Source organism: Pseudoalteromonas sp. 2CM28B, assembly GCF_023161935.1.
In genome coordinates this window covers 122,900-140,843 of the sequence record NZ_JALNTH010000009.1, presented here as the reverse complement: position 1 = coordinate 140,843, position 17,944 = coordinate 122,900, and the positions used below count along the sequence as shown (strand labels likewise).

Here is a 17,944-nt window from a genome sequence, read left to right as displayed (position 1 = left end):
AAAAGACGCCTAAGCGTCTTTTAAAGATTAGTTTAAAACTAATTATGCGAAGTTAGCGTTCGCGAATTCCCAGTTAACGAGTGACCAGAAACCTTTAAGGTAATCTGGACGCACGTTACGGTAATCAATGTAGTATGCGTGTTCCCATAAATCCACGGTTAGGATTGGTGTAACACCTGCATCTGTTAATGGTGTTGCAGCGTTAGATGTATTAACGATATCTAGTGAACCATCTGCTAGTTTAACTAACCACGTCCAGCTTGAACCAAAGTTATTTACTGCTTTGTCGTTTAACGCGTCTTTAAATGCGTCAAATGAGCCCCATTTAGCGTTAATTGCATCAGCAATTGCACCTGTTGGAGCGCCACCGCCATTTGGAGATAGGCTGTTCCAGTAGAAAGTGTGGTTCCAGATTTGAGCAGCGTTGTTAAATACACCGCCTTCTGAAGAACATACGATCTCTTCAAGTGATTTACCTTCAAACTCAGTGCCTGGGATTAAACCGTTAAGTTTAGTCACATAAGTGTTGTGGTGTTTACCATGGTGAAACTCTAACGTTTCTTGTGAAATATGTGGCTCAAGTGCATCAATTGCATACGGTAGTGACGGTAGTTCAAATGCCATTTTTTATCTCCATCTTCTTTTGGTTGATAGTCTATTTAGTAATACGTAATGCCTGCGCAAACAGGGCACTTATCTATACCAAACAGGAATATAGTGTTACTATAATTGTTGAGTATTTTACTCAAGTTTTAGCAAACAGCAATGCTCTTGCTAAAGCTATTTAAGATTGAGGCTTTAATTGCCAATGTTAATCTATATATCTGAGGCCACAGTGAAACTTTTTCAAGGCCTAATGTGTTCGCTATCGTCATTTTGAGGTTGTAAATGGAAACCATCGATAAAATTAAACAGCAAATTGCTGAAAACCCAATCATCTTATACATGAAAGGATCACCAAAACTGCCTAATTGTGGTTTTTCTTCACAAGCATCACAAGCATTAATGTCGTGCGGTGAACCGTTTGCATATGTGGATATTTTACTTAATCCAGACATTCGTGCAGAGCTTCCTGCTTACGCTAACTGGCCTACCTTCCCGCAACTTTGGGTTGAAGGCGAGTTAATTGGTGGCTGTGACATTATCATTGAAATGTTTCAACGTGGTGAATTACAACCACTGATCACTGAAACAGCTGCAAAGCATAAACCTGCAGACGCTGAATAAGCGTTTAAGTAAAAAAAAGCTGCAATTTGCAGCTTTTTTTATGTCTATAAAGTATTTACTCATAGTTGCTTATACGATGACAGTACCGAATGAGTAGGCAGCTTTTCGCGGTTTTTACTTAGCTCACTAGGTCATAAACTTCAGAACGCGATTGTATCATTTCTAAATTGGATGAGTTTTCAGCCTTAAAGCTAAACAACTCTCAGGGTAAACTTACAAAAACACTGATCCCGCCGACGTCCCGATTGTGTAGGCTAATTTGCCCATGGTGGGCTTCAACAATTTCTCGACACAGTGCCAAACCTAATCTACTTCCTGCCACCTTGGTAGAACAAAAAGGGATAAGCGCACTGGCCATAACTGTTTCACTCATGCCTTTTCCTTTGTCGCTCACATTAATATGAGTGCCGAGACTATCTTGTGTTACTTTTAAACTAATATGCTCTGCTAGCGACTCTGATTCATGTGCATTTTTCAACAGGTTAATGAGCAATTGTTCTATTTGGGTTTGATCGGCTTGTGTAGTGATGTCTTTTTGAAGGTCTAAATTAAATTGCCATTGGCTTTGTAATTGATCGAGTAATGAATGCCAGTCAACCGTCGTTATTATAGGTGGTGGAAGTTTAGCAAACCCAACCATAGCCTTGAACGAACTCGTTTTTTAAGGTTTTGTGCACCTTGGTACAAGGTGAAATCAGCAAGTTGACCGTCTACAAGTTGAATGTTTCGAGGGGCACGCCGAGCAAGTTCTGCATCATGGGTGACCATGACAATGGTTGCGCCATCACGATTTATTTGTTCAAGCAGCTCCATTATTTGACGAGCCATAAGGCTGTCGAGATTACCAGTTGGTTCATCGGCTAATAAAAATCGTAGCTCGCCCTCAAGACGAGCTAAAACAGTATTGCTGCTTTAATTCGTTTGTGAACTCGGGGCTCTCAACCATGGCTATTACATCATTCAGTTTTACTGAGTCACCAGCATTTACCTTCAATGAAACAAAGCCTCGTTCAGGGCTGTAAACTTTTGGTGCTCTGGCGGCCACAATTTTACCGCTGGCTGCAGCATCGCGTATTAGCGATTGGCGCATCTCTGTGGCTATTTATAGGCTTACTCTATAAACCGAGATAGTACCTTCTTGATCAGTATTTAATAATGCATATACACATAGAGCAACTAAGCCCACAATAAATATAAACAGCCATATGTTTTTTTTAAAATTTATAGGTCGTGAGATTTGCGTGTCTTGCCCGCTAGTGTCTTTAAGCATTATTTGTTCTCTTTGCTTAGTGTTTTTCAAACACAGTAATCATTAGCGAGGCAATAAACAGAATAATTGGTGAAATTAAAAATAAGCCAATAGTAAACATTCGAATGCCCTCAAAATTTATGTAGTTATGCGATATTCGAATAACGCTCCATTTTTTATCTTTTTGAATTTAATTACTTTTTATTTTTAAACTTTCTTTTTATATGTCCGCGGACATAAAAAGTGTCCGCTGCGGGGTGAGATTACCTCAACGTAAAGCAAAGAAAGTTGATAATTAATGCATAGCATAAGACTAACGTGCAAATTCATTGAATAAACTATGTGCTAATAAAAGTCGATGTAATTAAATGTCATGTTTAGATGTATTACGAATAAAGCAAAAATGATGGAATGATATTCGGTGAATAGTTATTCACATTGGGGTTTATTTACGTTTACGTAAACTGCTTATTGTGAGGAGGCTTTATTTACAAGTTCTTAAAAATAACACCGGTGTCATTAAAGTTTTCGATCCAATATCTACTCAAATGTTAATATTTAGCATTGTTTTATGATTTTTAATGAAGTTGAAATATATTCAATATAATGAATATATATTCATAAAGGTATTGACTCAGGTTAGGAATAACGCTAATTTTGATCGTCTGTTAGCAAATCGTCGAGCCGTTCATCCACGTTAACAGTGCAGCAAGGGGAGGGGTCCATGTTATATGACTCAAAACTAGAAAAAGATAATTGTGGCTTTGGCTTAATAGCCCAAGTTAATAACAAAGCGAGTCACCGACTCATCCGTACGGCGATCACCGGTTTAGATCGCATGCAGCACCGCGGCGGAATATCTGCTGATGGTAAAACGGGTGATGGTTGTGGCTTGTTACTTCAAAAACCAGACAGCTTCTTTCGTGCTATTGCTGCTGAAAATAATTGGCATTTAGGTAAAAATTACGCCGTTGGGATGATTTTCCTCAATGCTGATCCGGTATTAGCACAAGCAGCTAAAGATGTTTTAAGCGAAGAACTAGAAAAAGAAACGCTTAATATTTTAGGTTGGCGTGTTGTCCCTACCGATCCATCAATGTTAGGACCTATAGCCCTAAAGCAATTGCCTGGGTTTGAACAAATTTTTATTAGTGCGCCTGAAGGGTGGCGTTCTAAAGATTTAGAGCGACGTTTATATGTTGCACGTCGTCGTGCAGAAAAGCGCTTGATGGATGATGAATCATTTTATATTGCGAGCTTATCTGGGCTAGTCACCATCTATAAAGGCTTAATGATGCCTGCTGACTTGCCAAATTTTTATCTCGATCTTGCTGATATTCGCATGACCAGTGCTATTTGTGTTTTTCATCAACGCTTCTCTACAAACACACAGCCTCGCTGGCCTTTAGCGCAACCATTTCGTTATTTAGCGCACAATGGTGAAATTAATACTATTGAAGGTAACCGTCAGTGGGCCCGTGCACGCTCTTATAAATTTGCTTCGCCGCTTATTCCTGATTTACAAAGCGCAGCGCCGTTTGTTAATGAAACAGGGTCTGACTCATCTAGCCTCGATAATATGCTAGAGCTGTTTTTAGCCGGTGGTATGGATTTATTTCGTGCGATGCGTATGCTGGTACCGCCAGCATGGCAAAAAAACCGTGCTATGGATGACGACCTTCGCGCATTCTATGATTTTAATTCTATGCATATGGAACCGTGGGATGGCCCTGCAGGGATTGTTATGTCGGATGGGCGTTTTGCTGCCTGTAACTTAGACCGTAATGGCCTGCGCCCTGCGCGCTATATCATTACTCAAGATGGCTTTATTACTTTAGCCTCTGAAGTTGGGATATGGGATTACACCGCTGACGAAGTGGTCGAAAAAGGACGTGTTGGCCCGGGCGAACTCCTCGTTATTGATACTAAATTAGGCAAAATTTGGCATTCAGATGAAATTGACCAAGATTTAAAATCACGCCACCCTTATAAGTCGTGGTTAGAAGAAAACGTTAAACGATTAACGCCTTTTGAAGCACTTACCGAGCAAGATGCGGGCAATCGCTCATTTGATGATGAAACCCTTGTCAAATACCAAAAGATGTTTGGCTATACTAACGAAGAGCTAGACAGCGTCATTCGTGTCATGGGTGAAAATGGGCAAGAAGCCACTGGCTCAATGGGTGACGATACGCCGTTTGCCGTACTGAGCGAAGGGCACCGTTCACTTTATGATTATTTCCGTCAAAAGTTTGCTCAGGTTACTAATCCGCCAATTGATCCGTTACGTGAAAACCATGTAATGTCGCTTGCAACGTGTATTGGCAGTGAGCAAAACGTATTTAATGAAACAACAGGGCACGCTAAACGCCTGCAATTTGATACGCCTATTTTAATGTACGCTGATATGCAGCAGCTACTTAACGCCGATGAAGCGCACTACAGCTATTGTAAGATTGATATTACTTATACCGTAGAAGAAGGCCTTGAGAATGCGGTAAAGCGCATCTGTGATGAAGCACAAGCAAAAGCCGCATCTGGCTGCATTATGCTGGTATTAACGGATCGTAACTTTGATGACAATCAATTACCTATTCCTGCTGCTATGGCGGTGGGTGCGGTACAAAAACGCTTGGTAGATAATAACTTACGCTGTGAGTCAAATATTATTATTGAAACTGGCAGCGTTCGCGATGCGCATCAATTTGCGGTACTACTTGGATTTGGTGCAACCGCAATTTACCCGTATTTAGCGTACGAGTCACTTGTGGCTATGAGCGATACCAAGGTAATTAATAAGTCATACAGTGAAGTTACACTGGCTTATCGTCAAGCAATTAATAAAGGCTTGTACAAAATCATGTCTAAAATGGGCATTAGTACCGTGGCTTCATATCGTTGTTCAATGCTGTTTGAAGCAGTTGGTCTATCGGACGCTATTGTTGAGATGTGTTTTAAAGGCGTGGCGAGTCGTATTAAAGGGGCGTGTTTTAGCGACTTTGATGACGATCAGCAAAGCTTGCATAAACTGGCGCTTAGTAAACGTAAATTATTAAGCCATGGTGGCTTGTTTAAATACGTTCACGGCGGCGAGTACCATGCTTACAACCCTGATGTGATTCAAACGTTACAAAAAGCAGTACGTAGCGGCGAGTACAGTGATTACAGCGAATACGCAAAGCTAGTTAATCACCGTCCAGTCGCGACTCTGCGTGATATGTTGGCTTTAAAACTGCCAGAAAAGGGTATAAGCATTGATGAGGTAGAGCCTGCCACTGAGCTTTATAAACGGTTTGACTCAGCGGCCATGAGTATTGGTGCATTATCGCCAGAAGCGCATGAAGCACTCGCAATTGCCATGAATCGTTTAGGTGGCTGCTCAAATTCTGGTGAAGGTGGCGAAGATAAGCTGCGTTACGGTACAGAAAAAAATTCACGTATTAAACAAGTAGCTTCGGGTCGATTTGGTGTCACCCCACATTACTTACGTAGCGCTGATGTTATTCAAATAAAAGTGGCACAAGGCGCTAAACCAGGGGAAGGCGGACAACTACCAGGTGAAAAAGTCACTCCCTATATTGCCAAGCTTCGTTACTCGGTACCGGGTGTGACACTTATTTCACCTCCGCCGCATCACGATATTTATTCTATCGAAGATTTAGCCCAGCTGATTTTTGACTTAAAACAAGTAAACCCGAATGCATTGATTTCTGTAAAACTGGTATCTGAACCGGGTGTTGGCACAATTGCAACCGGTGTAGCGAAAGCGTATGCCGACTTAATTACTATTTCAGGCTATGATGGTGGCACAGGTGCAAGTCCATTAACCTCGGTTAAATACGCTGGCAGCCCATGGGAGTTGGGACTTGCTGAAACACAGCAAGCCTTGGTAGAAAATGGCCTTCGCCATCGCATTCGCCTGCAAACAGATGGTGGTTTAAAAACTGGCCTTGATATCATCAAAGCGGCCATTTTAGGTGCCGAAAGTTTTGGCTTTGGCACAGGGCCTATGGTGGCATTAGGCTGTAAATACTTACGAATCTGTCACTTAAATAACTGTGCGACAGGTGTGGCAACACAAGACGAAACATTACGTCAAAAGCATTATCATGGTCTGCCAGAAATGGCGATGAACTACTTTAAGTTTATTGCTCAAGAAGCGCGCGAAATTATGGCAAGTTTAGGGGTTGCAAACCTAACCGATTTAATTGGTCGCTTAGACTTACTCGAAGCCATTGAAGGCAAAACAGCGAAGCAGCAAAAAATAGATTTATCAGCGGTTATCGCTCAGCCAAATAACCCAACAGGTGAAACTTTGTTTTGCAGTGCACCAAATAGCTCGCATTATTTAGGTGAGTTAAATGAGAGCTTACTAGGCAAGGCACAAGAGGCAATAGATAACTCAAGTGGCATTTCATTAGTAAGTCGTATTTGTAATACCGATAGATCGGTTGGCGCTATGCTCTCTGGTTATATTGCTGATAAACACGGTAATCAAGGCATGGCCGCAGATCCGGTAGTTATTGAATTACATGGTACAGCTGGTCAGTCATTCGGTGTATGGAATGCTGGTGGCCTTGAAATGACTTTGGTTGGCGATGCTAACGATTACGTTGGTAAAGGGATGGCGGGCGGTAAGCTAGTTATTCGCCCACCATTGGGTTCGTCATTTGAAAGTCATAAAGCAACAATTATTGGTAATACCTGTTTATATGGTGCAACCGGCGGTAAATTGTTTGCAGCAGGATGTGCAGGCGAGCGTTTTGCTGTACGTAACTCAGGCGTGCAAGCCGTTGTTGAGGGCGTAGGTGATAACGGTTGTGAATACATGACCGGTGGCGTTGTGTGTGTACTTGGTAATGTAGGAGTGAACTTTGGTGCAGGTATGACCGGTGGTTTCGCTTACATTTTAGATGAACGAGGTGATTTTGAGAAACGCATTAACCCAGAGTTGGTTGAAGTGGTTACTTTAGATGACTTAAGTTCACATCAAGAGCATTTACGCGGCTTAATTGCTGATCATTTAGAGCTAACAGGCTCATGCAGAGCAGAAACTATTTTAGCTAACTTTGAACTTTATTTACCGATGTTCAAATTAGTAAAACCTAAATCAAGTGACGTAAAAAGTTTACTCGGGCACCGCGCTCGCAGTAGCGCCGAACTACGTGTTCAGGCGCAATAAGGGGGCAGTATGAGCGAAAATGTATATCAATTTATAGACGTGCAGCGTGTAGACCCACGCAAAAAACCAATCTCGTCGCGTAAAAAATCGTTCGTAGAAATTTATGAACCCTTTTCAGAAAATCAGGTTAATTCACAAGCGGATCGTTGCCTTGATTGTGGTAACCCTTATTGTGAGTGGAAATGTCCAGTACATAATTATATTCCACAATGGTTAAAACTGATCCGTACAGGGCGTATTTTAGAGGCCGCTGAGCTATCGCACCGTACTAACAGTTTGCCAGAAGTGTGTGGACGAGTATGCCCGCAAGACCGCTTATGCGAAGGCTCATGTACATTAGATGAAGAGTTTGGTGCAGTAACAATCGGTAATATTGAAAAATACATCACCGACACCGCGTTTAAAATGGGCTGGAAACCAGACATGTCCTATGTGACATGGACTGATAAAAAAGTTGCCATTATTGGCGCAGGGCCTGCGGGCCTGGGCTGTGCAGATATCTTAGTGCGTAATGGCGTAAAGCCTGTGGTATTTGACCGTCATCCTGAAATTGGTGGGCTGTTAACCTTTGGTATTCCTTCTTTTAAATTAGAAAAAGAAGTCATGCAAAAACGTCGCGAAATATTTACCGAAATGGGTGTTGAATTCAAGCTTAATGTCGAAGTAGGTAAAGACATTAGCATGGATGAAATACTTAATGAGTATGACGCTGTATTTTTGGGCGTGGGGACTTATCAGAGTATGCGAGCGGGGCTTGAGAACGAAGATGCACCGGGAGTACATGATGCCCTGCCATTTTTAATTGGTAACACTAATCGTGTTATGGGTTACGATGAGTCTAAACAAGCTTGCATTGATATGGCAAACCAAAAAGTAGTGGTACTAGGTGGTGGTGATACAGCAATGGACTGTGTGCGTACCTCTATTCGTCATAACGCGTTAAAAGTAACGTGTGCTTATCGTCGTGATGAAGAGAACATGCCTGGTTCAAAACGCGAAGTAAAAAATGCCAAAGAAGAGGGCGTCATTTTTACTTATAACGTTCAGCCTAAAGGGATTGTACTTGATGACAAAGGTGCTGTAGCCGGTGTTAAAATGGTAAAAACTCAGCTTGGCGAGGCAGATGAAAACGGCCGCCGTCGCGCCGAGGAAGTACCGGGTTCAGAGCATATTATTGAAGCCACACAAGTGATTATGGCATTTGGTTTTAAGCCACATAAAATGGATTGGTTAGAGCAGTACGACGTAGAAATTAACCACTGGGGTGGTATTAATGCACCCGAGCAAGGTGAATTTACACATCAAACCACTAATCCTAAAATATTTGCTGGTGGCGATATTGTTCGTGGTTCAGACTTAGTGGTCACCGCTATATTTGAGGGGCGTAACGCTGCAGAAGGCATTATGGATTATTTAAAAGTGTAAATAATGCTTTTGTTAGAATGGAGTCAAAAGCAAACCTTCTGGTTTGCTTTTTTTATTTCCTCAGTTTTACAAACAAAGGTAAATATTTATGGTTCCATAGCCGGTGTTTAAGGTCTATAAAAAGGGACCTAGGTTTTGACCTAGCTATTTACAATTATAAGATTTTACAAATAAAAAAGCCCGCAATACATAGATTGTGGGCTTTTTTTAAACGCGCTGTTAGTTAATCCATCGAGAAGTGATCTAGGCTCGGTTTCACTCTGGCTTGTCGGCGTTTCACACTTTTATAGCAAATAACGTTACAAACAAGCTGTAGGCCAATAACTAACCAACTTAGTGTTATTAAGCCACTAATAGCTGTGCTGCTAAAAACTAACATAACAGCAATAACAATATGTACAATTAATGCCACATTTAAAAAGCGATATAAGCTCTGCTTAAATTGTGTATGTTTAAACTTACTAAAAACAGCCAAAAGTATACTGACAATCAGTAGCAGCCAGTTAATTGCTAAGCCAAAATAAATGACCGTCGTTTGCATTAATGTATCCTCACCGTATCAAGGTAACGCACTGTAAAGCGATTCACTTTATCCGTGCGCTTTTATAAGCTCTTTTGCATTTGCTTTAGCTGTTTTGCTAATGTTATCACCACCCAGTAATCGAGCAATCTCATTTACTCGACCATCTTTATTCAATGCCAGCATATGCGTAAATGTTTCACCGTCTGCAATTTCTTTGGCAACAAAAAACTGCTGATGAGCGCTACTGGCCACTTGCGGTAAATGGGTCACACAAATTACTTGCGTAGACTTACCTAGTTGGCGCAGTAGTTTACCAACAGCAGCAGCTGTTGGGCCAGAAATACCAACATCCACTTCATCAAATATAAGCGTAGGGGTCGTGACTTTTTGCGCAATAATAACCTGAATAGCCAAACTAATGCGTGATAGCTCACCACCCGAGGCTACTTTTGCTAAAGGTTGCAATGGTTGCCCTGGGTTTGTTGATACTAAAAATGAAACATTATCAAAGCCTAAGCTATTTGGAGCGCGATCGTTTTGTGCAGTCAATGCTATTTCAAATACGCCATTTTCCATAGATAGATTAGCCATGCTTTCGCTGATCAATCCATTTAATGTATTCGCATATTGGTGGCGACTTGCACTTAATTGTTCACTGGCGTTTTGATAATCCTCAAGGGCATGTTCAATTTCACCTTCAAGTTGCTCAAGACGTGAGCTGTTATTACTTATCGACTCGAGCTCTTGTGCAATAGTTTGATGAAATCCAACAAGCTCTTGGGGTTTTATATGGTGTTTTCTGGCTAAGTCCATTGCACCACTGAGTCTGTTTTCTACTTCAGTTAATCGCTGAGGATCCAAGTCGGCTTGTTCAGTGTAATTACGTACTTCTCGGCTTGCTTCTTCAACTTGAACAGCGGCTTCTGATAATAATGTTGCCACACTGGCTAAGCTTTCATCATACTGTGCAAGTTCAGTAAATTGTTGGGCGCTGTGCTGTAAAATGGAACACGCATTTTGTTCATCATTTTCATATAAATGCTGCAACTCGCGCTGGCAGACTTGCAATATAGTTTGGCTATTGCTGAGTTTATAATGTTCAGCTTCTATTTGCTCAAATTCATCTGCCTGCAATGCAAATTCATCAAGCTCTGCGACTTGATACTCCAATAGTTGCTTTTGTGCGGCTTGTTGCTGCTGCTGTTGTTCTAGTTGCTTAAATTCTTTTTGTAAATCAGCATAACGTTTATAGCGTTGGTTTACAGCATTAACTAGATTTTGGTGCCCGGCGTAAGCATCCAGTAGCTGTAATTGATGCTCTGCTTTTAATAGATGCTGGTGTGCATGTTGACCATGAATAGAAATTAAATATTGGCCTAGCTCTTTTAGTTGTGCAGCGGTAACTGGGCTGCCATTAATGTAGCTTTTACTGCGACCATTTTTGCAAACAACTCGACGAAGTAAACATTCGTTGTCGTCGTTATTAAGCATGTTCTCTTCTAAAAAAGCATGAGCGAGTGGTAAATTGCTTAAATCAAATTGTGCACTTACCTCTGCTTTATCAGTTCCTGGACGCACAGCAGACGCTTCTGCTCGCTCTCCAAGACACAATGATAATGCATCAATGGCGATTGATTTACCTGCTCCCGTTTCACCGGTGATAGCGGTCATGCCCGAATGCCATTCTGTGCTTAAATTACTTACGATTGCAAAATTTTTAATTTCTAAACCAATTAACATACTGTTCATCCATCCAGTGAATTAACTGTTAATTTATACAGTGTTTTGGTTTTTTGCAAATTAAATTTCTATATTTTAAGCAAGGCTGGACTCAATTAATGTTTTTTTCTTCATCAATAGGGAGGTTTTCATCGTTAAGATCAATACTATCAACTGGTTGCGCTATGTCATCAGTTTTTAACTTTAAAATTAGCGTAGGAAGGACTTCTTGATAAAAGTTTTTATTATATAAAATACCTTGAGCTGGTAACTCTGCTATAAAATATTGAGTGGTATCGGAAAAAGCTTGGCTGTTATTATTTTTATAGGTTTTTATTAGTTCTTCGTTAAGTATATTAATAAGTAAATCGCATAGCGATTCTAGCTTGTTTAAATTTTCATCAGTGTGTGGCTGTACCACAAAAAAATTACTGACAACGGCTTGAATTCGAGGAAGGTGTTTAGCACTAATGACTTTTGCATCAAGTAACTCGTTAAGTTTTATTTTTAAACGTGAATGAGTACTTGCAACGCGCTCGTTAAACAGCTTTTTCTTTGCTTCAATAGTCTTTTTACGATTACTTTCAATGAGTAAGTAACTGCCAAGTAAAGTAATTAACAATAATAAAGCAAGAAATACCACATAATTCATTACTACTTTTTCCTGACGATATTTAAAATTTCTAGTCCAATATTTTGCGCTAAAGTTGCATGTTTGGCAATAAAATTAGTATAACCGGCTACCCCAGTTTAACTTCTTACGAAGCACATTATAATAAGAGTAATTTTTTGGGTGAATTAATCGTAATTTTCTATCTGCTTTGCGAATAACGACCTCATCACCGGGTAATACGGCAAGTACAACATGGCTGTCGCAACTTACCTGTAAGCTATCGGTATTTTCTAAACTAAGCTTCAAACGTACTTCGTTATCGGCATCTACCACTAAAGGGCGGCTTGATAAAGTATGCGGGAACATAGGAACCAATGACATGGCGTTGAGTTCTGGGGTTAAAATAGGGCCGCCGCCCGATAAAGAGTAGGCTGTTGACCCTGTTGGAGTGGATACAATCAAACCATCGGAACGTTGTGAAAATACAAAGTCATCGTTTATAAAGGCTTCAAACTCAATCATATGTGCTACTTTATCAGCATGGAGCACAGCTTCGTTTACGGCAGAATTAGCGCTTTTAAGTTCGTTATGTCGATACACTTCAACTTCTAATAGAAAACGTTTTTCTTCAATGTAATCGCCACTGAGTACTTGTTCTAAACTGCCCTCAAACCCTTCTGGATTCAAATCAGTTAAAAAGCCTAAATTACCTCTATTTACACCAATTACGGCTATATCAAAGCGAGCAAGCACCCGTGCAGCACCCAGCATGTTGCCATCACCTCCAACCACAATCGCCAAGTCGGCACGCTCGCCTAAATCAACGAGCTTTACGAGTTTGTCGCTTGGTACATCGCTAAGTTGACTCCCTGTACGTTTTTCAACAATCACCTCAAAGCCTAAAGCTAATAAAAACGTATGTAATCGTTGTAAAGTAGCGGCAGCATTAGGGTGATTTTGCTTACCAATTAAGCCGATAGTATTAAAGGGAGAATCCATAATAAATACACTGAAAGTTCTAATATTTGTAGAGTAACCTAAAACAGAAGTGTTTGAAAACATGGATTTTAGTAATACCCAGCGGATTTAATTAATTCACTGTAAAATTTAGATTTATTGTATTTTTTTTACTTGAAATAATAATACCTAGCCCCGATATAACAGTCATGTATAAAGATGTAGATAACATGAAACTAAATCCACGAGATCAGCAAATATTTGCCGCTGTTATGAGTATGTACTGTAACGGCGATGGTTTACCTGTGCCGTCAACAAAAATTGCAAAACAAAAAGGTATGGCGGTATGCTCTGCCACTGTGCGTAACGCGATGGCGCGCCTTGAAAAAATAGGCTTGTTGTATTCACCACACACATCGGCTGGTCGAGTACCAACCAATGATGGGTTTGACTATTGGTTTGATGAGTTTTTTACTTTGGGTGCTATTGCTAATTATTGGCAGCCTGAACAGGCTGAGCTAGTCGAATTGGCCCATGGCTTGAGTCAACGTTACCAAGTGTGTTGTTGTGTGGGGCTACCGCAGGTTAGAGCACAGCAGGTATTTAGAGTAGAAGTGCTCGACTTTGATGCAAACAACTGGCTTATCTTACTTTTAGACAGAGCAGGGCAAAGCCATAATATTTGCATTAACAAGCCTGATGATCCTAGTGACGGCCAGCGCTACGAGTTTGCCACTTGGCTTAACACTGTATTTAGCCAGCAAACGCTCATTGAAGGGCTATACAGAATGCAGGCCATGGCAAATACGGCACCGCGTAATTGTCATGACTCTTTAACTCAATGGACGCGTGAACTAAGCCAAAAATTAGGCTCAGATAACAGTATCGTGGTGGGCGAAAACTACCTTTATAAAAAAATAGATTGTGAACAAAGTCTTAATATTGGTGTTTCATTTTTAAATTTTGTGGAAGATAAGCTTGCATTTAAAAATGGGGTCTCAATTCTCAGTGCTGAAAACTTACCTTTTAGCACCTGTGATGATCTCATTGTGATCACTGTGCCGTACTTCCAAAATCAGGAATATCAAAGTCGTTTTTGTGTTATTTGTCCGAAATCAGCGCAATTAGAGAAAATAATCCAAGAATTTAAATTATTAGAGCCATCGGGCTCTTGAATCTTTTTATTCAATCCCCATAATTACCGCAGTTGTAAAGAATTGGAGCGTATATTTTATGTCTGAGCAGACACAAAACCCAGAGCAAGAAGTAGAATTGAACGAAGAAGTGGCGCAAATGGAAGCCGACGTTGAGGCTGCAGTAGAAGCAGCAGAACAACACGCCGAGCAAGAGCAAAGCCCTGAAGCAGAAATTGCAATGCTATATGCTGAGTTAGAAGCGGCAAAACAAACTATTGCAGATCAGAAAGATAGCGTCGTTCGCGCTGCTGCTGACGTTGACAATATGCGTCGTCGTGCTGCACAAGATGTTGAGAAAGCACACAAATTTGCACTTGAAAAATTTGCTAACGAATTACTTCCTGTTATAGACAACTTAGAGCGTGCTATTGAGTTCTCTGATAAAGAAAATGAAACGCTTAAGCCTTTGTTAGAAGGTATTGATATGACAGTAAAAAGCTTTAACGATGCAGTGGCTAAATTTGGCGTTGAAATTGTAAACCCACAAGGTGAGCAGTTTAACCCAGATTTTCATCAAGCAATGTCGATTCAGCCAAGTAATGATGTGACGCCTAATACTGTGTTAGCAGTAATGCAAAAAGGTTACACATTAAACGGTCGTTTATTACGTCCTGCAATGGTTATGGTATCTAAAGCAGCTGATGCTTAACTAAGTATACAATTAAAAAATGCCTCATTATGAGGCATTTTTTTTGTCTTTAAAATAATGAACTAACTGCACTAGAATAGTGAGTACAACTGCGCTGAACATTAAACTTGAAAATGGAACTGCGCTTTGTGCATGCATTACCGCTAATATAGGGCCTACTAATGCGCCACTACCAAAACGTAAGGTGCCAATAACCGCGGTTGCAGTCCCTGTATTTTGCTCAAATTTCATCAAAATCAACGAATCTGCGTTACTTGCTATTATACCTAGGCTCATCATCAACGGAGCAATAGCCGCAACAATAAAGTAAAGTGATAAGTTTAATACGCTAAAGCTAAGTAATGCTGCGCCAGAGATAAAGCCACACATTAAGCCATAATAAAGCATTTTGCGTGAGCCAATACGTGGCACTACGCGAGTATTTAAAAAATTACCAAACATCAACGCCATTACATTAAAAGCGAATAACAGGCCAAACAATCGTTCTGATACTTTAAATAGGTCGAGGTAAATAAAAGGGACGGACGTTAAAAAGCAAAAAAAGCCAAACGACACAAGCATCGAGCTTAAAATATCGGCGCGGGCGTGCGTATTACTTAAAACCACTTTATAACTTGAGAAGAATAATGCTAATCCTTTTCGCTCATTTTTAAATATTGGAATATCGATTAAGTAACGTTGCACAAAGAGTAAAATAACAAAGCTATAGCTCGCTAAAACAATAAAAATAGTCGACCATACCGAAAAGCCTAAAATAACCGAGCCGATAGAGGGGGCAAGTAAAGGCGCTATCATCATAATCATAGACACGTAAGACATACCTTTAGCAGTATTTTTTTGATATATATGCCTAATGATCCCTGGGACGACAACCGTAGCGGCCGCGCCTGTAAATGCCTGTACAGCTCTTAACCCCCAAAAAGCATGCACTTCAGTGGTAAATGCTAACGCCAGTGAACTTAAGCCAAATAAACTGAGACCTATCCGTGCCAGTTTACGCCTGCCAATTTGATCCGCTATAGGACCAAAAAACAACATGCCCAATGCATAACCCGCTAAGTATATACTCAACGATATTTGAACATTTGGCATGCTGGTATTGAGATCATTGGCAATCACCAGCATCGCCGGTAAATACATATCAATGGCTAAAGGCGTGATCGCGACAATACTGGCTAATAAAGGCAATAAAATACGGGTATTAAAAGAAGAAGCCGAAGCACTCATTTAAAAACTCAAAACAACGAATATAGGCCCAGCATTATAGCAGGGCAGTAGCCTTGGATAAACTTAGTTTGCCTGCTAACTTAATTGTTTAATCGCAAAAAGCAAAGATTTTAAAATAACACCGCGTTTGGTATTCTATACTTAGTAACAAACTTTTTTAGGGTAACACAATGAAAAAATTGGTTTTGGTAGTTCTAGCCAGTGCAGTATTAGCAGGTTGTAAAACATCACCAACTGGGCGCACGCAAATTGCGCTTTACTCAGATCAGCAAATGACTCAAATGGGCACTGCCAGTTTTGCAGAGATGAAAAAAACGCAGCCGATAAATAAAGACCCAAAAGTAAACAGTTACGTCAATTGCATTGCTGAAAAAGTCGTGGCCGTGCTTCCTACAGAATATGCATCTCAAAATTGGGAAGTGGTGGTATTTGAAGATGAATCTGCAAACGCCTTTGCATTGCCTGGCGGTTATATTGGTGTACATACGGGGCTCTTAAAAATAGCCACAAATCAAGATCAGGTTGCCACTGTTTTAGGCCATGAAGTTGGACACGTGATTGCTGAGCATTCAAATGAACGGGTCTCACAAAGTTCTATTTTACAAACGGGAATGCAGCTGGGCAATGCGGCGCTTGAAATAGGTAACGTGCAATACCGTAATGAAATTATGCAAGGCCTTGGTTTAGGTGCTCAATATGGTGTGGTTTTACCCTTTAGTCGTTCACACGAGTCAGAGGCGGATACAATTGGTTTAGATCTTATGGCGCAAGCAGGGTTTAATCCCAAAGAGTCTGTGACGCTTTGGCAAAATATGAGCCAAGCGGGCAGTGGGGCTACGCCAGAGTTCTTATCAACTCACCCAGCACCGACCAGCCGTATTAGCAATTTGCAGTCACAAATGAGTAAAGCGCTTAGTGAGCAAAAAGCAGCTAAGGCAAAAGGTAAAAACCCGCAGTGTAAGTTGTAATTTAAATAGTCATTATACAATTAAAAAAGCCTGTAGATATAAACTGACAGGCTTTTCAATTATCATGTTACTAGAACCTAGAACCTAGAACCTAGAACCTAGAACCTAGAACCTAGAAAGTCCACTCTAAGTGAACTTGTGGTACTGATTCGCTAACATCAGTACCAAATTTATTGTGCCAGTATTGCCATTCCATACCTAACAGTAAGGTATTTTCTTTCATTTCTAGCGCATGTCCCATATCCCATACAATAATAGGTTGGGCTAAAAACCAAGCACGCACATCGTTACCAAACTCATCTTTTCGTTCAGCAATGTACTCTGCATGGCCTTTTACGTTAAACTTTTGCGAGCCAATCATGAACGGGTAATCAAAGGCTACATCAAACATCCAGCTGTTAGTTTCAATGGGGGCACCACCTTTTGCAACGCCTTCGCTATCATCAATGTATGCACTGATAAGGGTTGAAAAGAAATTAAAACCAGGCACATCCCAGCTTAATTTTACGCCTGGTAAATATTTAACTACTTTGGCATCGCCAGCAGCATTAATACCCATGGTTAGACCAACATCAACGAGCGCCCCTGACGCTACTTTTTCGTCCATTACAGCAGATAAGCTAATGGTAGAGTAACCTTCAAAATAAAAGTCTTGATCTTGAAAGCCATCATCGTTGCTGTCGGTACTGTAATCAATAAAGAAAAAGTTATCGCCATAATCATGCCCAGAAGCATGTTCAATTGAGTACACCGTGGTATTAGATTTTTGTTCAGTAAATGGGTTTTTGTGGTTGCCGTTGTTAATATGAAGCGCCGTATTGCTCCAATTAGCAGCGGTAGCTGTTGAACTTAAGGCACACACACTTAGTGCAACGAGAGGAAGTAAGTTTTTAATTTTCATAACCATATTTTATGTGACACGCTGAATATCACATTATAGCAAACACGGTTAATTTGTTAATTATTTATTGAGATAAACAGTGCATTAGCACGCAGCTAATACACTGTT

Annotated in this window: 14 protein-coding genes and 2 pseudogenes; 6 read left to right on the top strand and 10 right to left on the bottom strand. The window is 40.5% G+C overall.

The genetic code is table 11. From position 1 onward, the window contains the following. Nucleotides 1–42 precede the first annotated feature (42 nt). Nucleotides 43–624, bottom strand: a complete 582-nt coding sequence (locus tag MTN96_RS14500) for a superoxide dismutase (protein WP_010388603.1) — start codon at nt 622–624, stop codon at nt 43–45. A gap of 264 nt (nt 625–888) precedes the next feature. On the opposite strand from MTN96_RS14500, the gene MTN96_RS14495 reads away from it, so the two are divergent. Then, on the top strand, nt 889–1,227 hold the full coding sequence (locus MTN96_RS14495) for a Grx4 family monothiol glutaredoxin (protein WP_008113155.1): 339 nt from the start codon (nt 889–891) through the stop codon (nt 1,225–1,227). Between the two features lie 202 nt (nt 1,228–1,429). Here the strand turns inward: MTN96_RS14495 and MTN96_RS14490 are convergent. From MTN96_RS14490 to MTN96_RS14480, 3 genes and pseudogenes are all read right to left on the bottom strand, one after another. After that, nucleotides 1,430–1,886: pseudogene (locus MTN96_RS14490) on the bottom strand (PAS domain-containing sensor histidine kinase); the annotation flags it as partial. Nucleotide 1,887: 1 nt separating this feature from the next. Next, nucleotides 1,888–2,115: pseudogene (locus tag MTN96_RS14485) on the bottom strand (ABC transporter ATP-binding protein); the annotation flags it as partial. Next, a complete protein-coding gene (locus MTN96_RS14480; RefSeq protein WP_069439619.1) occupies nt 2,111–2,317 on the bottom strand; it encodes a hypothetical protein in 207 nt (68 codons plus the stop codon). The pseudogene MTN96_RS14485 and the gene MTN96_RS14480, both read right to left, overlap by 5 nt. Nucleotides 2,318–3,200: 883 nt before the next feature. Between MTN96_RS14480 and gltB the strand changes: the two genes are divergently transcribed. Beyond that, entirely contained in the window at nt 3,201–7,658 is a 4,458-nt protein-coding gene (gene gltB, locus MTN96_RS14475) for a glutamate synthase large subunit (protein WP_069439618.1), read from the top strand. A 9-nt stretch (nt 7,659–7,667) separates the two neighbouring features. After that, nucleotides 7,668–9,083: an FAD-dependent oxidoreductase gene (locus tag MTN96_RS14470; protein WP_013465171.1), complete on the top strand. Its 1,416-nt coding sequence runs from the start codon at nt 7,668–7,670 to the stop codon at nt 9,081–9,083. A 223-nt stretch (nt 9,084–9,306) separates the two neighbouring features. Here the strand turns inward: MTN96_RS14470 and MTN96_RS14465 are convergent, their stop codons facing one another. From MTN96_RS14465 to nadK, 4 genes are all read right to left on the bottom strand, one after another. Next, nucleotides 9,307–9,624 carry a hypothetical protein gene (locus MTN96_RS14465; protein ID WP_013465170.1) on the bottom strand — a complete coding sequence of 106 codons (318 nt, stop codon included), beginning with the start codon at nt 9,622–9,624 and terminating at the stop codon, nt 9,307–9,309. Nucleotides 9,625–9,672: 48 nt separating this feature from the next. Then, nucleotides 9,673–11,346 (bottom strand): DNA repair protein RecN, encoded by a 1,674-nt coding sequence (gene recN / locus MTN96_RS14460; RefSeq protein WP_069439616.1) that lies wholly within the window; start codon nt 11,344–11,346, stop codon nt 9,673–9,675. A gap of 91 nt (nt 11,347–11,437) precedes the next feature. Then, a complete protein-coding gene (locus MTN96_RS14455; RefSeq protein ID WP_069439615.1) occupies nt 11,438–11,977 on the bottom strand; it encodes a hypothetical protein in 540 nt (179 codons plus the stop codon). Between the two features lie 75 nt (nt 11,978–12,052). Next, a complete protein-coding gene (gene nadK, locus MTN96_RS14450; protein ID WP_036982364.1) occupies nt 12,053–12,937 on the bottom strand; it encodes an NAD(+) kinase in 885 nt (294 codons plus the stop codon). Between the two features lie 167 nt (nt 12,938–13,104). Here nadK and MTN96_RS14445 point away from each other — a divergent pair, with 167 nt between their 5' ends. Both MTN96_RS14445 and grpE read left to right on the top strand, forming a co-directional pair. Beyond that, on the top strand, nt 13,105–14,070 hold the full coding sequence (locus MTN96_RS14445; protein ID WP_069439614.1) for an HrcA family transcriptional regulator: 966 nt from the start codon (nt 13,105–13,107) through the stop codon (nt 14,068–14,070). Between the two features lie 58 nt (nt 14,071–14,128). Beyond that, nucleotides 14,129–14,740 carry a nucleotide exchange factor GrpE gene (gene grpE / locus MTN96_RS14440; protein ID WP_013465165.1) on the top strand — a complete coding sequence of 204 codons (612 nt, stop codon included), beginning with the start codon at nt 14,129–14,131 and terminating at the stop codon, nt 14,738–14,740. A 27-nt stretch (nt 14,741–14,767) separates the two neighbouring features. Here grpE and MTN96_RS14435 read toward each other — a convergent pair whose 3' ends face one another. Further along, complete coding sequence (locus MTN96_RS14435; protein WP_248532060.1) at nt 14,768–15,967, bottom strand: Bcr/CflA family efflux MFS transporter; 1,200 nt, start codon at nt 15,965–15,967, stop codon at nt 14,768–14,770. 170 nt (nt 15,968–16,137) lie between these two features. Between MTN96_RS14435 and MTN96_RS14430 the strand changes: the two genes are divergently transcribed. Then, entirely contained in the window at nt 16,138–16,935 is a 798-nt protein-coding gene (locus MTN96_RS14430) for a M48 family metallopeptidase (RefSeq protein ID WP_214552014.1), read from the top strand. A 112-nt stretch (nt 16,936–17,047) separates the two neighbouring features. Here the strand turns inward: MTN96_RS14430 and MTN96_RS14425 are convergent, their stop codons facing one another. Then, nucleotides 17,048–17,836, bottom strand: coding sequence for a nucleoside-binding protein (locus MTN96_RS14425; protein WP_374275314.1), 789 nt, complete (start codon nt 17,834–17,836; stop codon nt 17,048–17,050). Between the last annotated feature and the right edge of the window lie 108 nt (nt 17,837–17,944).

What these genes read in the sequence shown, in the direction of transcription:
- MTN96_RS14500 (WP_010388603.1), bottom strand. Translation starts at nt 624, where the DNA reads ATGGCATTTGAACTACCGTCACTACCGTATGCAATTGATGCACTTGAG.
- MTN96_RS14495 (WP_008113155.1), top strand. Translation starts at nt 889, where the DNA reads ATGGAAACCATCGATAAAATTAAACAGCAAATTGCTGAAAACCCAATC.
- MTN96_RS14480 (WP_069439619.1), bottom strand. Translation starts at nt 2,317, where the DNA reads ATGCGCCAATCGCTAATACGCGATGCTGCAGCCAGCGGTAAAATTGTG.
- gltB (WP_069439618.1), top strand. Translation starts at nt 3,201, where the DNA reads ATGTTATATGACTCAAAACTAGAAAAAGATAATTGTGGCTTTGGCTTA.
- MTN96_RS14470 (WP_013465171.1), top strand. Translation starts at nt 7,668, where the DNA reads ATGAGCGAAAATGTATATCAATTTATAGACGTGCAGCGTGTAGACCCA.
- MTN96_RS14465 (WP_013465170.1), bottom strand. Translation starts at nt 9,624, where the DNA reads ATGCAAACGACGGTCATTTATTTTGGCTTAGCAATTAACTGGCTGCTA.
- recN (WP_069439616.1), bottom strand. Translation starts at nt 11,346, where the DNA reads ATGTTAATTGGTTTAGAAATTAAAAATTTTGCAATCGTAAGTAATTTA.
- MTN96_RS14455 (WP_069439615.1), bottom strand. Translation starts at nt 11,977, where the DNA reads ATGAATTATGTGGTATTTCTTGCTTTATTATTGTTAATTACTTTACTT.
- nadK (WP_036982364.1), bottom strand. Translation starts at nt 12,937, where the DNA reads ATGGATTCTCCCTTTAATACTATCGGCTTAATTGGTAAGCAAAATCAC.
- MTN96_RS14445 (WP_069439614.1), top strand. Translation starts at nt 13,105, where the DNA reads ATGTATAAAGATGTAGATAACATGAAACTAAATCCACGAGATCAGCAA.
- grpE (WP_013465165.1), top strand. Translation starts at nt 14,129, where the DNA reads ATGTCTGAGCAGACACAAAACCCAGAGCAAGAAGTAGAATTGAACGAA.
- MTN96_RS14435 (WP_248532060.1), bottom strand. Translation starts at nt 15,967, where the DNA reads ATGAGTGCTTCGGCTTCTTCTTTTAATACCCGTATTTTATTGCCTTTA.
- MTN96_RS14430 (WP_214552014.1), top strand. Translation starts at nt 16,138, where the DNA reads ATGAAAAAATTGGTTTTGGTAGTTCTAGCCAGTGCAGTATTAGCAGGT.
- MTN96_RS14425 (WP_374275314.1), bottom strand. Translation starts at nt 17,836, where the DNA reads ATGAAAATTAAAAACTTACTTCCTCTCGTTGCACTAAGTGTGTGTGCC.